17 protein-coding genes are annotated in these 14,978 nt (G+C 70.2%); 3 read left to right on the forward strand and 14 right to left on the reverse strand.

Annotated features, from left to right (window positions below; genetic code table 11):
* Positions 1 to 951 carry an SDR family NAD(P)-dependent oxidoreductase gene (locus M3Q35_RS32855; protein WP_273936421.1) on the reverse strand — a complete coding sequence of 317 codons (951 nt, stop codon included), beginning with the start codon at positions 949 to 951 and terminating at the stop codon, positions 1 to 3.
* Positions 952 to 1,051: 100 nt separating this feature from the next.
* Here M3Q35_RS32855 and M3Q35_RS32860 point away from each other — a divergent pair, with 100 nt between their 5' ends.
* The gene (locus M3Q35_RS32860) at positions 1,052 to 1,891 is read left to right on the forward strand and encodes a helix-turn-helix transcriptional regulator (RefSeq protein ID WP_273936422.1); all 840 of its coding nucleotides are present in this window, start codon (positions 1,052 to 1,054) and stop codon (positions 1,889 to 1,891) included.
* Positions 1,892 to 1,894: 3 nt separating this feature from the next.
* On the opposite strand, the gene M3Q35_RS32865 is transcribed toward M3Q35_RS32860, so the two are convergent.
* From M3Q35_RS32865 to M3Q35_RS32900, 8 genes are all read right to left on the reverse strand, one after another.
* Positions 1,895 to 3,031, reverse strand: a complete 1,137-nt coding sequence (locus M3Q35_RS32865; protein ID WP_273936423.1) for a WXG100 family type VII secretion target — start codon at positions 3,029 to 3,031, stop codon at positions 1,895 to 1,897.
* Positions 3,028 to 3,333, reverse strand: a complete 306-nt coding sequence (locus M3Q35_RS32870) for a hypothetical protein (RefSeq protein ID WP_273936424.1) — start codon at positions 3,331 to 3,333, stop codon at positions 3,028 to 3,030. Before M3Q35_RS32870 ends, M3Q35_RS32865 begins: the two co-directional genes overlap by 4 nt.
* Before the next feature lie 70 nt (positions 3,334 to 3,403).
* Positions 3,404 to 4,162 (reverse strand): ESX secretion-associated protein EspG, encoded by a 759-nt coding sequence (locus M3Q35_RS32875; protein ID WP_273936426.1) that lies wholly within the window; start codon positions 4,160 to 4,162, stop codon positions 3,404 to 3,406.
* Positions 4,163 to 4,165: 3 nt separating this feature from the next.
* A complete protein-coding gene (locus tag M3Q35_RS32880) occupies positions 4,166 to 5,353 on the reverse strand; it encodes a hypothetical protein (protein ID WP_273936427.1) in 1,188 nt (395 codons plus the stop codon).
* 16 nt (positions 5,354 to 5,369) lie between these two features.
* Complete coding sequence (locus tag M3Q35_RS32885) at positions 5,370 to 5,978, reverse strand: DUF3558 domain-containing protein (RefSeq protein ID WP_273936428.1); 609 nt, start codon at positions 5,976 to 5,978, stop codon at positions 5,370 to 5,372.
* Complete coding sequence (locus tag M3Q35_RS32890) at positions 5,975 to 6,388, reverse strand: hypothetical protein (RefSeq protein ID WP_273936429.1); 414 nt, start codon at positions 6,386 to 6,388, stop codon at positions 5,975 to 5,977. Before M3Q35_RS32890 ends, M3Q35_RS32885 begins: the two co-directional genes overlap by 4 nt.
* Before the next feature lie 106 nt (positions 6,389 to 6,494).
* A complete protein-coding gene (purD, locus tag M3Q35_RS32895; protein ID WP_273936430.1) occupies positions 6,495 to 7,751 on the reverse strand; it encodes a phosphoribosylamine--glycine ligase in 1,257 nt (418 codons plus the stop codon).
* 25 nt (positions 7,752 to 7,776) lie between these two features.
* A complete protein-coding gene (locus M3Q35_RS32900) occupies positions 7,777 to 8,028 on the reverse strand; it encodes a UBP-type zinc finger domain-containing protein (protein WP_273936431.1) in 252 nt (83 codons plus the stop codon).
* Between the two features lie 20 nt (positions 8,029 to 8,048).
* Here M3Q35_RS32900 and M3Q35_RS32905 point away from each other — a divergent pair, with 20 nt between their 5' ends.
* Positions 8,049 to 9,605, forward strand: a complete 1,557-nt coding sequence (locus tag M3Q35_RS32905) for a Na+/H+ antiporter (RefSeq protein WP_273936432.1) — start codon at positions 8,049 to 8,051, stop codon at positions 9,603 to 9,605.
* 15 nt (positions 9,606 to 9,620) lie between these two features.
* Here M3Q35_RS32905 and M3Q35_RS32910 read toward each other — a convergent pair whose 3' ends face one another.
* From M3Q35_RS32910 to M3Q35_RS48985, 5 genes are read right to left on the reverse strand one after another with little or no spacing between them, the layout of a single operon-like run.
* Complete coding sequence (locus M3Q35_RS32910; RefSeq protein WP_273936433.1) at positions 9,621 to 10,757, reverse strand: LLM class flavin-dependent oxidoreductase; 1,137 nt, start codon at positions 10,755 to 10,757, stop codon at positions 9,621 to 9,623.
* Between the two features lie 2 nt (positions 10,758 to 10,759).
* Positions 10,760 to 11,719, reverse strand: coding sequence for an ABC transporter substrate-binding protein (locus M3Q35_RS32915; RefSeq protein WP_273936434.1), 960 nt, complete (start codon positions 11,717 to 11,719; stop codon positions 10,760 to 10,762).
* Entirely contained in the window at positions 11,706 to 12,410 is a 705-nt protein-coding gene (locus tag M3Q35_RS32920) for an ABC transporter ATP-binding protein (protein WP_273936435.1), read from the reverse strand. The genes M3Q35_RS32915 and M3Q35_RS32920 overlap by 14 nt, the downstream gene beginning before the upstream one ends.
* Complete coding sequence (locus M3Q35_RS32925) at positions 12,392 to 13,216, reverse strand: ABC transporter permease (protein WP_446685276.1); 825 nt, start codon at positions 13,214 to 13,216, stop codon at positions 12,392 to 12,394. The genes M3Q35_RS32920 and M3Q35_RS32925 overlap by 19 nt, the downstream gene beginning before the upstream one ends.
* 57 nt (positions 13,217 to 13,273) lie before the next feature.
* A complete protein-coding gene (locus M3Q35_RS48985) occupies positions 13,274 to 13,348 on the reverse strand; it encodes a putative leader peptide (RefSeq protein WP_376776002.1) in 75 nt (24 codons plus the stop codon).
* Between the two features lie 93 nt (positions 13,349 to 13,441).
* Here M3Q35_RS48985 and M3Q35_RS32930 point away from each other — a divergent pair, with 93 nt between their 5' ends.
* The gene (locus M3Q35_RS32930) at positions 13,442 to 14,971 is read left to right on the forward strand and encodes a Na+/H+ antiporter (protein WP_273936436.1); all 1,530 of its coding nucleotides are present in this window, start codon (positions 13,442 to 13,444) and stop codon (positions 14,969 to 14,971) included.
* Positions 14,972 to 14,978: the final 7 nt, after the last annotated feature.

Below are 14,978 nucleotides of genomic sequence, written 5' to 3' on the forward strand. Positions count from 1 at the left end.
TCAGCGTGCGGTCAGCTTCTCCGACAGGACCCACAGCCGCTCGGCGTGGTCGGGATCCACCGCGTACGGCAGGTAGTGGCCGTTGGGCGGGTCGCCGTCCTTGGTCCACGGCTCGGCGATCGCGCAGTTGTCCAGGTACTTGCCGCCGACGCCGGCCAGCTCCGGCGCGACCGCCGCCCACACCGAGGTGGCCGCACCCTGCTCGGGTGTCTTCCAACCGGGTTTGTTCCGCACCAGCCCGTTCTCGTCGGCCCAGCCCATCTCCACCAGCCGCTCGTGCGGGAGGTGCCGCTGGAGGTCGGTCATGATCGCGCCCGGCATCACCGAGTTGGCGGTGATGCCGTCAGCCTCGTGGCGGTGGCTGAAGCCCACCGCGAACAACGCGACCGCGGTCTTGGACTGGCCGTACGCCTGCCACGGATCGTAGGCCCGCCGGCGATAGTTGGGATCGTCGAAGTAGATGTCGCCCCTGCGGTGCGCCCGCGAGGACAGTGCCACCACACGGGCGTCGCCGGCCGCCCGCAGCGCCGGCAGCAGGCCGGTGGTGAGGGCGAAGTGGCCGAGGTGGTTGGTGCCGAACTGCGTCTCGAACCCGTCGTCGGTGTAGGCCAACGGGCACGCCATCACACCGGCGTTGTTCACCAGGATGTGCAGCGGCCGCCCGGTGGCCAGGAAGTCCCGCACGAACACCGCCACCGAGGCCAGGGAACCCAGGTCCAGCGCCCCGAACTCGATCGCGCCGTTGCCGGTGGCCGCCCGCAGCTCCGCGGCCTTCGCCGCACCCTTGACCTCGTTACGGCCGGCCAACACCAGCTGCGCCCCGGCACTGGCCAGGGCACGGGTGGTCGCGGCGCCAAGGCCCGACGCGCCGCCGGTGACCACCGCGACCTTGTCCCGCAGATCGTGCCCGTCGATCACGTCCATCGCGGTCGAACCCTCGTCGAAGCTCATCGCTCCACCTTCGTGGTGATCGCCGTTTTGTTGCAGGCAGCGACGTTCCTGGTAGTCACACGGCTACCCACCGGCACCGTCGGACTGCCACACTCGAAGTATGGGGGCGTCGAACGAACTCGGGGAGTTCCTCCGGGCCCGCCGGGCCCGGCTGCTGCCCGGCGACGTCGGCCTGCCGTCGGGGACCGGGCTGCGGCGCATTCCCGGCCTGCGGCGCGAGGAGGTCGCCGCACTCGCCGGCATCAGCATCGACTACTACATCCGGCTGGAGCAGGGCAAGGAAACCAACCCCAGCACGGCGGTCCTGGACGCGCTGACCAGCGCGCTGCGACTGAACGAGGACGAGCACTCGCACCTGTGCGCGCTGGCCACCTACCTGGCCCAGCGGCCGTCGCACCGGCCGGCCCGGCGCAGCCGAACCGTGCGGCCGGGCATCCGGCAACTGCTGGAGACGCTGCGCCCCTGTCCCGCGTACGTGCTGAACGCGACCAGCGACATCCTCGCCGCCAACCCGGAGGGCCTCGCGCTGCTGGCCGGAATCACCGACTGGCCGGCGGATCGGCGCAACACCACCCGGTACACGTTCCTGCATCCAGGCGCCCGCACGCTGTTCGCCGACTGGGACAAGGCCGCCGTCGGCAGCGTCGCCCAGCTGCGCACCGCCGTTGCCGCCGATCCCGAGGCCCCCGAGCTGCTGGCGCTGGTCGAGGAGCTCACCGCCGGCAGCCCGGAGTTCGCCGGCCTGTGGCACCGGTACGACGTGCGGCACCGGCGCAGCGAGCAGAAGACCTTCCACCATCCACAGGTCGGCGAGGTGACCTTCGCCTACGAGGTGGTCGGCCTTGACGAGGACGGCCAGCGCATGACCATCTACCAGGCGGCGCCGGGCAGCGGCGACCACGACGCGATGACCCTGCTGTCGCTGGCTGTTTCCGAGTAGTCCTCAGTAGCCCTGGTAGGCGCCGCCGTGCGACATGGCCCGGATGCCCGGCACGTTGGACACCGAGCCGTAGCGGGCGATCGAGTAGCGGACGCCGGCGATGATGTTGTCCACCGGGTTGTAGATGTCGTCGTGGCCGGGCAGCTTGTTCGACTGGAACGTGCCGTCGATGCACTGCATCAGACCCTTGGACGGGTGGCCGGCCTTGGCGTTGGAGTCCCACAGGTTGATCGCGTGCGGGTTGCCGCCGGACTCGTGCTGGATGATCGCCCAGATGTCGTTCTCGCTCATCTTCGAGGTGTCGACACCGTTCTCCTGGAGGATCTTCATCGCCTCCTCGATCCACTCCTTGACCTGGCCCTGCGGCGCGGGGCCGCCGCCGCCCTCGGGCGGGCCGCCGCTGGGGCCGAGGCCGCCGCCACCGCCGCCGCCATCACCGCCACCGCCGTAGCTGCCGCCTCCGCCGCCACCGCCTCCCCCGCCGCTCGAATGCTGGCTCTCGGTGGAGGTGGTGGTCGGATTGGGGTCGGGGTTGGCCTTCCAGTCGATGGTGCGGCCGGGGCCGGGCACGAAGGTCTGCTCGCCCGGGGCGGGCAGCACGGAGAACTTGGAGCCGATGAAGGTCGCGCTCTTGAGCTGGTTGAGAGCATTGCTCAGCTCGTTGTTGGCCGCGTCCACCGACTTCTGCACGTCACCCTTGGCCGCGTTGCACAGCCGCTCGATCGCCGCCTCACGCTCGCCGTCCTTGGGCTGCGGATGGGCCGCGTCCCAGCTGCGGACCTCGCCCAGCAGCCCTTCGCAGCGACTGTCCACCGCGGACTTGGCCTGCTCAACGGTGTTCGCCGCCGACTCCAGCGCCGCCGCGCCGTTGTTCAGCGCCTCCGACATCGAGCCGCCGGCCTTGGTGAAGTTGCCCATGTAGGCCGTGAACGAGTCGGCCGAGCCGCCGGACCAGGCGCCGTCCAGGGCGTTCACCGCCGACGTGACGGCCTTGCCCTGGTTGTCGCATTTGGACGCGCTGTCCCGCCAGTGCTTGGCCACGTCCCGGATCGCCTGGGGCTGGGCCTTCTCCACCTTGCGGGCGATCTCGGCGACCGCGCCGCCACCGGGCAGGGCCGCGACGTCGTCGACCGCACTCATGTCGCCGTCAGTCCCCTCGCGTTGGCCTTCTCCTGGTCCTGCAGCGTCGTCTCGATCGAGTCCAGCGAGGACTCCACCTTGCGCAGCAGGCTTTCCGCCGCCTGGAGCTCACCGTGCAGGGCACTCTGGAAGCCGTCGATCGCGCTCGCGAAGCCCGCCGAGGCGTCCAGCTGGCCGAACACGTCCGCGCTGGTCGTCCCGCCCTGGAAGCCGTCGCCGACGCCGCCGTACTGGCCGGCCTGGGTGCTCATCGCGCCGCGGCAGGCGTCGATCGCGTCGAAGTTGTACTTCGTTGCCGTCACGGTGCCCCCTTCTCGCTTCACTCTGACGGGCGTCGGCCGCCGGCGGTTCCGATTTCAGCCCGACGGGTGATCAGGCCTCGTCCAGCAGCTCCCGCACGCTCGTCGCCAGCAGCCGGTTGTCCGCCGGGGTGATCGTGCTCCACTCCGTGCGGTCCGCGCTGGGTTTCACCAGATGCAGATAGCGTCCGTTGGGCGTGTCGTGGAAGGCCACCACCCGGCTCGCCCGCGTCGGCCGCTCCGCGCCCTGCGCCGTCTCCACGCCGAACTGGCCGCGGGTCGTCATGCCCGCCACCATGCCGACCAGCACTTGGGCCTGGCCCAGCGGCACGTTCTCGTCCGACAACTCCAGGACCAGGCGCTGCGGGTCGCCATTGGCCCGGGCATCCGCGCTGGTCAGCAGCGCCGTCGGCAGGCTGACCGACTGCCCAGGTCCCGGCCTCGCCTCACCTGCCACCGACACCGCCGCGTCCGCGATCGACTCGGTTTTGATCAGCCACACCTCATCGCCGTCCACCACACCCATCAGCGCACTGCCGCCGTTCGACGCCGCCAGCAGCGAGATCTTGCGGTCCGGCGCCCAGATGAAGCCGTACACCGCCTGCCTCGGGTAGGCCAGCAGCGCCAGATCATCCGCCAGATCCGGCGCCGCCCGCCCGCGTTCGGCCAGGCCCCTCTGCTCCAGCGAGCGCCACGTCTCCTGGACCAGGCGGGCCCGCTCCGTGTGCGTCTCACCCGGGCTCGGCACAGTCAACGCCACGTGGCGGCGGGGGAAGCGTTCGTTCTCCCACAGGACGTCGAAGTCCAGGCGGGACAGCACCGTCGGCTGCATCGGCTAGGCGTCCGGGTCTTCGCCGAGCACCGTCGGCGCGACGCGGCGGTGGTCCCCGAACAGGTCCTCTTCCACCGTGTACTTCCGCTCGTGCTCGCTGTCTTCTTCCTTCTTGCCCCCGCGGCCCGCCGCCCCCGCTTGGCCGCCGGCGCCCGGTGCCCCCGCCTTCCCCGGCGCAATCCGCTCCGCCGCCCGGGCCTGCGCCGCCTTCTCTTCGTCGATCGCCCCCGCCGTCGCACTAGCCCGGCTCGGCGTGTTCGCCTTCTCTCCCGGCTGGGCGCTCGTTCCGCCGCCCCGCACCATCGCGTTCGGGTTACCGCTCCTGGCCCCGGCAGCCACCGCCCCAGCACCGCCGGCCAGCGCCGCTCCCAGCCCCACTTCTTCCGCCAGCAGCCCACTCGCCGCTGCCGCTGCCGGCGGCATCGCCCCCGGCAGCCTTCCCGTGCCCGGTCCGATCCCCGTCACGCCACCCGGTCCCGGCACCCCGCCGCCCGGCACCCCTCCTGGCGGCGTGAAGCCACCCCCGCCACCACTTCCGCCCGGGTACCCCGCGTAGCCCCCACCGCTGCCCCCCGGGCCGCCGTAGCTGCCCGCCGTGGTTCCGTAGCCGCCCATCCCCGTCATCGAGGTCCCTTGCACCGGCTGCGCCGTCAGCCCGATCGTCGGCGGCGCACTCATCGGGGTCGTGCTGGCAATGGCATCCTGCGAGTTCGACTGATAGGCATTCAGCTGCGCGATGGCCTGCTCCCGATCGGCCTGCGCCTGCTCCACCTCTTTGGCGTGATCCGTCTGATACCCGAAGAACCCGGCCACGTTGTCGCCGAAGTTCTTGTTGGTGTCAGTGGACGGCGCCGGCGCACTCTGCGCCACCGTGTGCGAGTCGCTCTGCGTCGTCAGCGCATTGTTCGCGCCGGTGATGTTGTACTGAGCGTCATCGCCGTAGTTCACGTTGGACGACATGATGTTGCTCGCCCCCTGCCCAGCCACACTGTGCCAGTCCACCCCGAGCTTCGCCAGCTGCGTGGTCAACAGCTGGTTCGTCGAGGTCAGGTCCTGGGCGACACTGTGCAGCGTGTCGATCGCCGGCTGCAGCGCCCTCGACCCCGCCCCAGACTTGATCTTGTTGACCTGGTCCGCGAGGTCGCCGTTGCTGTACCCGTCGAACCGGAAGTCACCGAGTTGGTCCGCCATTGGTCGCCCTCCGCCTCTACTGGTTCGCCAACAACGTGGTCATGGCAAGATCGGCCAGCTGCTTCGACAGATCGCACAGCTGAGCCGTGGTGAGGCCCTTTTTCAAATCCTGTAGGGCACCCGCGTGCAACTCTTGCCCGGCCGCTGTGCTCACGAGCGTCTGACAACCGCCGGCATTGGGATCCGAAAACTTCTCAGCGAGCAGCAGGGTCTGCGCCGCCGGGTAGGACTGGACCGAGAGCTTCCGCAGATCCTGCCCCTCGTACTTGCCGCCCAGCCAGTCCTCAACACCGAGCTTGGAGTCAAGTGCGATGTTCATCGAGTATGGGATCGGCTTGAGCACCGTGTAGGAGCAACTCGACGGCGATCCGCTATCGGCGGAACCTGGTCCCGGTCCGGTATGAGTGACTTTCAACTGCGTCTTTTGCGCATCCGTGAGCAGTGAACACGGGTCCACGTTGGCGATTTTCAGGTCCTTCGGGCGCGACAGCTTCGGGTTGGCCGAACTCGAACTGGACGTGGTCGACGTCGGATCCGCGTGCCCGGGATCGGTGGTCGTCGAGCAGGCGGCCAGCGCGACCGCCGCCAGTGCGATCGTCGCGCCGAATCGGATCCGAAAGGTCACCCTGCCGCTCCAAACGCGTCCGTGATCTGCTCTTCGGTGTAGCCATACTGCTGAGCGGCCGTTCTGAGATTGTCGGCCAGAGCCTTCAGACCGTCGATGTACTGGAAGATCCGGTTGTAGTACGAGTCGTCATTGGTCACCAGTACGGCGTTCCACGCCGTAGTTGCCGCCGCGCTGACCTTGTCGTCACCGATCTTGTTGACATTCAGGTGGAACAGCTTCGGCTTGGTGACGTCGGTCAACTGCTGCCACTGGTCGTGGATGATCTTGCCGACCTGGAGGACGGTGTCGTGGTTGACCGTGATCTGGCCGCCGCTCACCGCGGCGTACTCGTCAGCCACCCCGGCCAGTGGGTTCAGGATGGCGCCGATGGCGCCGAGGTCGGCGCCGACCTGTTTTGCCATGTCCATGAAGACCGCCCCCGCACGCTTCGTGACTACTCGGACCCGGTTCGCAGGCTACCAACGTTGGCGTGTGCCGTGCCTGAGTTCGACGGAGGCGGGGGCGGGACGGTTCCTACGGGATGTGGACGTCGCCCTGGACGGCCCGCAGGGCGATGTCGGAGCGGTGGTGGGAGCCGGTGAGCTCGACGAGGGAGACGAGACGGTAGGCCTCCTCGCGGGCGGCCGCCAAAGAGGGGCCGGTGCCGACGACGGAGAGGACACGGCCGCCGGCGGAGACGACGGCGCCGTCGTCACGGCGACGGGTGCCGGCGTGGAGGACGCCGTCGAGCTCGGCGCCGGTGATGACGTCGCCGGTACGGGGCCGGCCGGGGTAGCCCTCGGCGGCGATGACGACGGTGACGGCGGCGCCGTCCTCCCACTCGAGGGGCGGATGGGCGGCGAGGCGACCCTCGGCGGCGGCGAGGAAGAGGCCGGCGAGGGGAGTGCGGAGCAGGGCCAGCACTGCCTGGGTCTCGGGGTCGCCGAAGCGGCAGTTGAACTCGATCACCTGGGGGCCGTCGGAGGTCAACGCGAGACCGCAGTAGAGCAGGCCGGAGAAGGTGGCGCCACGGGCGGCGAGCTCGTCGACGACGGGCTGCACGATGTTGGCGACGACATCGTCGACGAGGCCCTCGGGGGCCCAGGACAACGGGGTGTAAGCGCCCATGCCGCCGGTGTTGGGGCCGGCGTCGTTGTCGCCGACCCGCTTGAAGTCCTGGGCGGGCAGCAGCGGCACGACGGTGGTGCCGTCGACGACGCAGAACAGCGAGGCCTCGGGACCGTCGAGGAAGGACTCGAGCAGCACGGGATGCCCACCGTCGAGCAGGTGCATGGCGTGGGCCCGCGCCACGTCGTAGTCCTTGGTGACGACGACGCCCTTGCCGGCGGCCAGCCCGTCGTCCTTGACGACCCAGGTGGGACCGAACCGGTGCAGGGCGGCGTCGAGCCGAGCGGGGGTGTCGACGATCTCGCTACGCGCGGTGGGCACACCGGCGACCTGCATGACGTCCTTGGCGAAGGCCTTGGAGCCCTCGATCCGGGCGGCCTCCTTGGACGGCCCGAAGCACGGGATGCCCGCATCGCGGACCGGGTCGGCGGCCCCGGCGACCAGCGGCACCTCGGGCCCGATCACCACCAGGTCCGCGTTCCACTCCTTGGCCAACGCGGCCACCGAGCCGGGGTCGGCGAGATCGACGCCGTAGGTCTCGGACACGGCGGACGTGCCGGCGTTGCCGGGGGCGCAGGCCAACGCGGTCACGGCGGGGTCTTTGGACAACGCCAGCAACAGGGCATGCTCCCGGGCACCAGACCCGATGACGAGGACGCGCACGACCGAACAGCCTACAGGTGCGGTTTCAGACGAGTTGGTCGTCCACGAAACACCACCGCCAGGACTCCCGGGGCTCGAGGGAGCGCATCACCGGATGCCCGCTGGAGCGGTAGTGCGCGGAGGCGTGCCGGCCGACGCTGGAGTCGCAGCAGCCGACGTGTCCACAGGTCAGGCACAGTCGCAGGTGGACCCAGCGCTGGCCGGCGGCGATGCAGTCCTGGCAGCCGGCCGAGCTCTGCGGGACCGCGACCTCGGTAGGCACGTGAACACAGGTCATCTTGCATATCCTTTCCGCTCGTGCAGGGCGTCGAGATTCTCTTGTTGCTGGCCGGCTCGCTCGCGGTGACGGCGCTGGCCCGCCGCCTGGACTGGCCGGCCCCGCTGCTGCTGGTCGGGGTCGGTCTGGCCGCGTCGTTCGTGCCGGGCATGCCGGATTTCCGGCTGGAGCCGGAGCTGGTGCTGGTGCTCGTGCTGCCGCCGCTGCTCTACACCTCCGCCCTGGAGTCCTCGTACGTCAACATCCGCCGCAACATCCGGGCGATCGGGCTGCTGGCGATCGGCCTGGTGCTGGCGACAACGCTAGGCGTCGGGCTGGTGGCGCACCTGCTGATTCCCACGCTTCCGTTGCCCGCGTCACTGGTACTTGGTGCAATCGTGGCCCCGCCGGACGCGGTGGCGGCGGTGGCGATCGGCCGCAAGCTGGGCCTGCCGCGCCGGATCATGACGGTGCTGACGGGCGAGAGCCTGGTCAACGACGCGACGGCGCTGACGGCGTACAAGGTGGCGGTCGCGGCGGCCGCGGGCACGGCGATGTCCTGGGGCACCGGCATCGTGACGTTCCTGGAGGCCTCGGTCGGCGGCGCGCTGATCGGCTACGTGATCGGCGTGATCGTGCACTGGATCCGCCAGCGCCTGCACGACAACGTGCTGGAGAGCGGCCTTGGCATGCTGGTGCCGTTCGGCGCCTATCTGATCGGCGAGTCGCGGGGCACCTCGGGCGTGCTGGCGGTGGTGGTGGCCGGCCTGTACCTGGGCCACAAGGCGCCGCAGGCGGGCTACGCGACGCGGCTTCAGGAGACGGCGGTCTGGGCCGCGATGGACCTGCTGCTGGAGTCGTGGGTGTTCGGCCTGATCGGCCTGCAGCTGCGGTTCGTGCTGGCCGAAAGCGGCGCGACCTGGCCGCTGTTCGGGGCGGCGCTGCTGGTGTTGCTGGCGGCCATGGTGATCCGCGTGCTGTGGGTCTACCCGGGCACGTATCTGCCGCGCCTGCTGTCACGCAAGATCCGCGCCCGCGAGCCGATGCCGCCGCCGCGCTGGGTGTTCATCGTGGCCTGGACGGGCATGCGCGGCGTGGTGTCGCTGGCGGCGGCCTTCGGCCTGCCGCTGAACCTGCCCGGCCGCGAGGTGATCATCCTCTGCACGTTCGTCGTCACGGTCGGAACCCTGATGGTGCAAGGACTCACGCTGCCGTGGTTGATCCGGCTGCTCCGCATCAGGAGCACCGACGAGCACACCGACACGCTGGCCGAGGCCCAGGTGAAATACCACGCGGCCAAGGTGTCGGTTGAGCGTCTTGACACGGTGGCCGACGACGAGACCCCGGAGCACGTGGTGACGAGGTTGAAGCTGCTGGCCGAGCACCGCGGCAACGCCGCGTGGGAGCGCCTCGGCCGTGACGAGAAGGAGGTCGGCGAGATGCCGGCGGCCCGCTGGCAGCGGCTGCGTCTGACGATGTTGACGGCCGAGCGCGAGGTGTTTCTCGCGGCCCGGAACGACGGGCAGATCGACGACGAGGTTTTCCGCCGGGTGCAACGGGAACTGGACCTGGAGGAGGCCGCGCTCATCCGCGAGTGAGCGCGGCCCCGCGGACTACAGCGCCGGCACCAGGGCCCGTGGCGCGGCCTTGGGCAGCTCGGCGGAGATCAGGCCGCGGCGCACGAGCTCCGGACGCACGCCCTCGCCGAACCAGTAGGCCTCCTCGAGGTGCGGGTAGCCGGAGAAGATGAACTCCTCGATGCCCAGCGAGTGGTACTCCTCGATCCGGTCGGCGACCTCCTGGTGGCTGCCGACCAGCGCGGTGCCGGCGCCGCCGCGGACGAGCCCGATGCCGGCCCACAGGTTGGGGTAGATCTCCAGCTTGTCCAGCCGCCCGCCGTGCAGGGCGACCATGCGCTGCTGCCCGACGGACTGGCTGGTCCCCAGCTGGGCCTGGGCCTTGGCCAGCGACGCGGGGTCGATGGCCGCGATCAGCTTGTCGGCTTCGGCCCAGGCCTCACGGGAGCTGTCCCGGCTGATGGTGTGCAGCCGGATGCCGAAGCGCAACGTGCGTCCCTGGGCCTCGGCCAACGCCCGCACCCGGGCGATCTTCTCCGCGACCTGGGCCGGCGGCTCGCCCCAGGTCAGGTACACGTCCACGTGCCGCGCGGCGACCGGCAGAGCGGCGTCGGAGGAGCCGCCGAAGTAGATCTGCGGCAACGGATCCGGCGGCACGGGGACCAGCCCGCCGGCGATGCGAAGGTGCTGACCGGCGAAGTCGACCGGCACACCGGACCACAGCTTGCGCACGATGCTCAGGAATTCATCGGTACGGGCGTAGCGCTGGTCGTGCTCCAGCCAGTCCCCGAACCGCTGCTGCTCGATGGCATCCCCGCCGGTGACCACGTTGAGCAGCAGGCGACCGCGCGAGATGCGCTGGTACGTGGCGGCCATCTGCGCGGCCAGCGTCGGCGAGATGGTGCCCGGTCGGAAGGCGACGAGGAACTTCAGCCGCTCGGTCTGGGCGATCAGCGCGGCCGTGGTCAGCCAGGCGTCCTCGCACCAGGTCCCGGTCGGCGTGAGCACACCGACGAAGCCCAGCTGCTCGGCGGCGCGGGCGATCTGCGCCAGGTAGTCGATGTCCGGACCGCGCTGGGCCGGCGCACCGGCCTCCTGGGAGCCGTGGAAGCGGTCGACGATGGTGCGCCCGTCGCCCGAGGTGGGCAGGAACCAGTGCAGGACAACGCTCATCGTCAGCTCCCGGTGCTCTCGTACTGCTTGTCGACGAAGTTCGCGAACGTCAACCGGCCCGGGATCACCTTGGCCGTGGCGAAGGCGTCGGCCAGCTGCTGCTCGGAGGCGATCACCTTGTCATCCAACGGGATCGGCAGCGTCGCCCCGTCGTTGACGGACGCCTTGGCCACCGCCGGGTCCAGCCCGGTGACCTTGGACCACGCGGCCGCCCACTCGTCCTTGTGCGTGTCGGACCACTTCTGCGCCTTGGCGATGCGGGCCAGGTAGTCCTTGATCGCGGCGGCCTTGGCCGTGTCGGCCAAGGCCCTGGACGCCGCCACCTGGAACGAGTAGCCGTTGGCGGTGCCGCTGCTGCCGTTGACGATCGACCGGGCATGGGCCTGCAACAACGCCTGCGAGGTATAGGGATCCCAGATCGACCAGGCGTCGATGCGGTGCTGGGTGAAGGCGGCGTAGGCGTCCGACGGCTGCAGATAGTTGATCTTCACGTCGGACACCGCGATGCCGTACTTGTTCAACACCGACAACAGCTGGCCGTGCGCCGAGCTGCCCTGCGCCACGCCGATGGTCTTGCCCTTGAGCTGATCAGGCTGCTGGATCGGCGAGTCGCCCGGCACCAGGATCGCGTCGCCCGGGCCCTTGTGCTGCCCGGCCTGCACGACGGTGATCTTGGCGTTGGCCGCGGCCGAGAAGATCGGCGGCGTGTTGCCGACGCCGCCGATGTCGATCGCGCCGGCGTTGGCCGCCTCCAGCAGCGGCGGCCCGGACGTGAAGGTCGACCACTCGATCTTGTACGGGGTGCCGTCCAGCAACCCGGCGGCCTGCAACAACGCCTGCGAGCCGCCCTTCTGGTCACCGACCTTGAGCACCACCGGCCCGGACGCGGCGGAGGCGCCGCCGCAGCCGGCCAACGCCAGCGTGGCCACGGCCAGCACGGCTAACAGGTTAGGCAGCTTCATCGACGGTCACTCCCAGGTCGGCGAGCACGCGGGCTCGCAGTTCGGTCAAGTCGGCCGGCCGGCGCGGCCGGGAAACGGGCGGGGTGTGCTCGGCAACGATCCGGCCCTCGTCCAGCACGAGCACCCGGTCGGCCAGGGTCAACGCCTCGTCGACGTCGTGGGTGACCAGCAGCACCGACGGCTTGTGCCGCTGCCAGAGGTCGTCGACCAGCCGGTGCATGGCGAGCCGGGTCAACGCGTCCAGCGCGCCGAACGGCTCGTCGAGCAGCAGCAGGTCGGGTTCACGGACCAGCGCACGGGCCAGGGAGACGCGCTGCGCCTCGCCACCGGACAACGTCAGCGGCCACGCCTGGGCATGATCGGTGAGCTGCACTTCGGCCAGCGCCTTCTCGGCCACCGACCGCCCGTCGACCCCATGCAGGCCAAGGGAAACGTTGCGCCAGACCCGTCGCCACGGCAGCAGTCGCGGCTGCTGGAAGGCGACGGACACCGTGCCGTTGACGGCGATCTCGCCGTCGCCGTCACGGTCGATGCCGGCGAGAATCCGCAGCAGCGTCGACTTGCCGGAGCCGCTGCGCCCCAGCAGTGCGACGAATTCTCCTTGCCGTACAACGAGATCCAGGTCGTCGAGCACGCGGCGGGGCCCGAACTGACGGACCAGGCCGCGCACGGTCACCGTGTGCTGCGCCATCTGAGCGCCTTCCTCTCCAGCGCGCGGACCAGCGCGTCGGTGGCCAGCCCCAGCCCCGCGTAGACCACGAGGCCGACCACGACCTGGTCCGTACGCAGGAAGTCGCGGGCGTTGTTGATCAGGTAGCCGAGGCCGGCGTCGGCGTTGATCTGCTCACCGACGATCAGCGACAGCCAGGCCACGCCGAGCCCCTGCCGCAGCCCGACCAGGGCCTGCGGCAACGCCGCCGGCAGCACCACGTGCAGCAGCCGCTCCCAGCGGGTGAAGCCGAGCACCGCCGTCGCCTCCAGCAGCTGCGGGTCGGTGTCGCGGATGCCGGCGTACACGTTGAGGTACAAGGGAAAGGCGAAGCCCAGCGCGACCAGCGCGATCTTGGGCTCCTCGCCGATGCCGAACCAGATGATGAACAACGGGATCAGGCCGAGGAACGGCAGCGTCCGCAGCATTTGCACGGGCGGGTCGACGAGCACCGCGCCCCACCGGGACAGGCCGGCGGTGAGGCCCAGCGCCAGCGCGATCACCGCCCCGACGGCGACGCCGAGCAGCACCCGGGTCAACGACACCGCAAAGGCGTCGCCGAGCTGCCCGGAGTCGGCCAGGTCGACACCGGCCGCCAGCACGCGAAGCGGGGACGCCAGCTTGTCCTCGGGCAGGATGCCGGTGCCGCTGGCGACCTGCCAGACCAGCAGCAGGGTGACCGGGCTGAGCCAGCGCCAGGCCCCGGACAGCGGGCGGCGGCGGCGTTTACGGGGTGGGGCGACCGAAGCCGGAAGGGCGCGGTCGGCCAGGACGGGAATCGCCACGATTCCTCCGAGGCGTGAATGGCGCGCGAAGGTGAGAGGTTCTCAGCTGGTGGGAGGAAATCAGCGAACCGGACAGACCGCGCTGGCCTGCCGGCGCAGGTCCACGTGGATCCGTGCGACCAGTCGTTCACCCATGCGTGGGAGTCTTGGCGAGCCGTCGAGGGTGTGTCAACGCTGGTCGGCGGCGCTCCCGGATCCTGGGAGTCTGTCGTACAGGGAGGTTTTCGGATGCACGGAGCCCAGTTGCTGCTCCTGGTCGTCGGCTCGATCGCGGTCACGGCGGCGGCCCGCCGCTGGGATCTGCCCGCGCCGCTCCTGCTGGTCGTGGTCGGCTTGGCGATCTCGTTCCTGCCCGGGGCCGACGACTATCAGCTGGATCCGCACATCCTGTTGGGCGTCGTGCTGCCACCGCTGCTGTACTCGGCCTCGCTGGACAGCTCGTACCTGAGTTTCAAGGCCGTGGCCGATCCGATCATCCAGCTCGGCGTGGTGCTGGTGGTGATCACCGCCTTCGCCGTCGGGCTGCTGGCACACCTGTTGATTCCCGAGCTGCCCTGGGAGGTCGCGCTGCTGCTGGGGGCGGTCGTCGCGCCGCCGGACGCGGTCGCCGCGGTGGCCATCGGCCGCAAGCTGGGCCTGCCGCGGGGCGCGATGACCGTGCTCACCGGCGAGTCCCTGGTCAACGACGCCTCCGCGCTGACCCTGTACAAGGTCGCGTTGGCTGGTGTCGCCGGGGCCAGCACCGGCCTGTTCGCCCAGCTGTCGACGTTCGTCATCGCGGTCGTGGTGGGCATCGCCGTCGGTCTGGTGATCGGCGTCGCCGCCCATTTCGCCCGGACCCATCTGGACGACACGGTGCTGGAATCCGTGCTGGGACTGGTGGTTCCGTTCGCCTGCTACCTGGTGGCCGAGGAGCTGTACGGCTCCGGCGTGCTGGCCGTCGTCGCCGCCGGCCTCTATCTCGGGCACAACTCCCCGAAGGCCGGCTACGCTACCCGGCTCCAGGAGCAGTCGGTCTGGACCACTGTGGACGTTCTGCTGGAGTCGTTGGTGTTCGGCCTGATCGGCCTGGAACTCCCGTTCGTGCTCAAGGGCATCAGCGACTTCAGCATTCTGCCCATCGCACTGGCCCTGCTCGGCGCGGTGATCCTGGTACGGGTCGCTTTCGTGTTCGGCCGCAACGTGTTGCTGCGCATGGTCCGCCGGCGGCGCCGGCCGTCCTGGAAGATCAGCACCGTGCTGTCGTGGACCGGCATGCGCGGCGTGGTCACACTGGCCGCGGCGGCCGCCATCCCCGAGAACACGCCCGGCTGGGCCTACATCCAGTTCGTCGCGTTCGTGATCACGGTCGGAACCCTGCTGTCGCAAGGGATCTCGCTGCCGTGGCTGATCCGTGCGCTGAAGATCCAGCAGCCCGAGGACCACACACAGGAGCGGCGGGCCCGCAAGGCCGCCGCCAAGGCGGCCAAGGCCATGCTGTCCGACCTCGTGCCGGCCGAGATCCCGGTCGAGCAGCGCAAGCTGTTCGGCCAGCGGATGCACCAGATGATGCAGATGCGCGACCGGATGATCGAGCAGGACCCGTCGCAGGAAGGCGCGATCACCCGTGTGCGCCGGGAAATGCTGGCCAGGCAACGGGAAGTGCTGGTGGCCGAACGCTCGGCCGGCCGGCTGGACGACGCGGTGATGCGCAAGGTCATGCGCGAGCTGGACCTGGAGGAGGCCATGCTCGCCGGCACGTGGAGGTCACGCCTCTGACCTCCAC

The sequence above is a fragment of the Kutzneria chonburiensis genome, assembly GCF_028622115.1.
Lineage (GTDB): Bacteria > Actinomycetota > Actinomycetes > Mycobacteriales > Pseudonocardiaceae > Kutzneria > Kutzneria chonburiensis.

Bases quoted from the DNA above. Each gene is read 5' to 3' on its own strand.
- M3Q35_RS32910 (WP_273936433.1), bottom strand. From the start codon at position 10,757: ATGAGCGTTGTCCTGCACTGGTTCCTGCCCACCTCGGGCGACGGGCGC.
- M3Q35_RS32880 (WP_273936427.1), bottom strand. From the start codon at position 5,353: ATGGCGGACCAACTCGGTGACTTCCGGTTCGACGGGTACAGCAACGGC.
- M3Q35_RS32855 (WP_273936421.1), bottom strand. From the start codon at position 951: ATGAGCTTCGACGAGGGTTCGACCGCGATGGACGTGATCGACGGGCAC.
- M3Q35_RS32865 (WP_273936423.1), bottom strand. From the start codon at position 3,031: ATGAGTGCGGTCGACGACGTCGCGGCCCTGCCCGGTGGCGGCGCGGTC.
- M3Q35_RS32920 (WP_273936435.1), bottom strand. From the start codon at position 12,410: ATGGCGCAGCACACGGTGACCGTGCGCGGCCTGGTCCGTCAGTTCGGG.
- M3Q35_RS32930 (WP_273936436.1), top strand. From the start codon at position 13,442: ATGCACGGAGCCCAGTTGCTGCTCCTGGTCGTCGGCTCGATCGCGGTC.
- M3Q35_RS32915 (WP_273936434.1), bottom strand. From the start codon at position 11,719: ATGAAGCTGCCTAACCTGTTAGCCGTGCTGGCCGTGGCCACGCTGGCG.
- M3Q35_RS32900 (WP_273936431.1), bottom strand. From the start codon at position 8,028: ATGACCTGTGTTCACGTGCCTACCGAGGTCGCGGTCCCGCAGAGCTCG.
- M3Q35_RS32860 (WP_273936422.1), top strand. From the start codon at position 1,052: ATGGGGGCGTCGAACGAACTCGGGGAGTTCCTCCGGGCCCGCCGGGCC.
- M3Q35_RS32890 (WP_273936429.1), bottom strand. From the start codon at position 6,388: ATGGACATGGCAAAACAGGTCGGCGCCGACCTCGGCGCCATCGGCGCC.
- M3Q35_RS32875 (WP_273936426.1), bottom strand. From the start codon at position 4,162: ATGCAGCCGACGGTGCTGTCCCGCCTGGACTTCGACGTCCTGTGGGAG.